Source organism: Actinomycetota bacterium, assembly GCA_005774595.1.
Lineage (GTDB): Bacteria > Actinomycetota > Coriobacteriia > Anaerosomatales > D1FN1-002 > D1FN1-002.
The window spans coordinates 1-1,815 of sequence record VAUM01000356.1 but is presented as its reverse complement, the minus strand read 5'-3'; the positions used below and the strand labels follow the sequence as shown (position 1 = coordinate 1,815).

General features: G+C 71.3%; 2 protein-coding genes. Both read right to left on the bottom strand.

The window, feature by feature from the left end:
- On the bottom strand, window positions 1-1,393 hold a 1,393-nt coding region (locus FDZ70_10055; protein ID TLM68093.1), incomplete at its 3' end, for a chromosome segregation protein SMC.
- 94 nt (window positions 1,394-1,487) lie between these two features.
- Window positions 1,488-1,814 carry a hypothetical protein gene (locus tag FDZ70_10050; GenBank protein TLM68092.1) on the bottom strand — a complete coding sequence of 109 codons (327 nt, stop codon included), beginning with the start codon at window positions 1,812-1,814 and terminating at the stop codon, window positions 1,488-1,490.
- Window position 1,815: the final 1 nt, after the last annotated feature.

The window sequence follows — 1,815 nt, the reverse complement described above, 5'->3', positions numbered from 1 at the left end:
CGTCGGCGCCGGCGAGCGCCGCCTCCCGCTTCACGCGATCGAGCTCCGCGTCGGTCTGATCGAGCTTCGTGCGCCGGGCCGACAGGGTCGACTGCAGCGCCGCGCGCCGGACACGGGCGCCCTCGGCCTGTTCGGCGAGGAGCTGCTCCTCGAGCCTGAACGCCGAGAGCGCCCGATCGAGCTCGGCGATCGCGGTACGTGCGTCGTCGAGCTCCTTGCGCACGCGGCGCGCCGTCGACTGGGTCTCGGCCAGGGCCTCGTCGGCGGCGGTGCGCTCCTTGCGTGCCCCTTCCGCCTCGCGGCGCACGTCGGCGAGTTGCTGGTAGAAGCCGGCGAGCCTGCCGTCGGCGTCCGCGCGGTCCTCGGCGAGCCGGTCGAGCTCGGCGCGCCGCGCCGTGATGCGCGTCTCGGCGTAGTGGACCTTCTGGCGCAGTTCGCTCAGGCGCTCGACGAGGTTCTTGCCCTTCTCCTCGAGCAGCAGCAGGCCCGAGTTGAGGCGCTCGAGGACGGACTGCAGCCGCCTGCGCTGCTCGCCGAGGTCGCCGACGAACAGGCCCTTCTCCTCGAGCAGTGCCTGGAACTTGCCCAGCTCCTTCTCGCGTTCGGTGAGGCGGTAGCGGGCGAGCTCGATGTCCGCCTCGGCTTCCTTCTCGCCTTTGACGACGAGGTCCCAGTCGGCCTCGAGCGCGCGCAGGTCCTCGACCGCCAGCGCGACTTCCAGCGAGCGCAACTCCTCGACGAGCTTCGAGTGCTGGACCGCGCGTCCGGCCTGGCGCTCGAGCGGGCGGAGCTGGCGGTCGATCTCGGCGAGCACGTCCTTGGCGCGCGTGAGGTGCGCGTCCATCGCGGCGAGCTTGCGGATGGCGCGCTCCTTGCGCTTCTTGTGCTTGAGGACGCCTGCAGCCTCCTCGATGAGCGAACGCCGGTCCTCGGGGCGCGAATTGAGGACCTCCTCGAGCCGGCCCTGGCTGATGATGGAGTGCGTGTCGCGGCCGAGGCCTGAGTCGTGGAGCAGGTCGTGGACGTCCATCAGCCGCGACGGCGTCTGGTTGAGCAGGTACTCGCTCTCGCCGCTGCGGTACATGCGGCGTGTGATGGTGACCTCGGAGAAGTCGAGCGGGACGGTGCCGTCCGAGTTGTCGAGCACCATGTCGACCTCGGCGACGCCCACCGCCTGCCGGCCCGACGAGCCCGCGAAGATGACGTCCTCCATGACGTTGCCGCGCAGGGCGCGCGCGGACTGCTCGCCGAGGACCCACAGGATGGCGTCTGAGATGTTCGACTTGCCCGAGCCGTTGGGTCCCACGATGACGCAGGCGCCGGGCTCCAGGGTCAGGTGCGTGCGGTCCGCGAAGGACTTGAAACCCTTGAGTGTGAGGGACTTGAGGTACACGCGGGCCTCTCGCCAAAGAGCGCGGAACACACAGCGCACGCGGCACGAACGGACGCGCCGCGAGCGCGCATCATGCTACCACACGGGGGCGGCACTACCGGGCGTCGCGGAGGCTTGCCAGGGCGGCCTCAGACGCCCGTGCCGCCGCCTCCTTCTTGGACGGTCCGGACCCGGCGCCGAGCAGCCGCCCGGCCACGTGCGCCTCGACGGTGAAGACGCGTTCGTGCGCCGGTCCTCGCGACTCGACGACGCGGAACTCGACGGTCTCGCCGCGTGCCTGCACGAGTTCCGTGAGCGCCACGCGCGGGTGCTCCGTTGCCGTCGGCAGCGTCCCGGCCTGAGAGATCACCGCGCGGTCGACGAAGGCCGCCGCCGCGGCAAGCCCGCCGTCGAGGTACAGCGCTGCGCAGAGCGCCTCCATG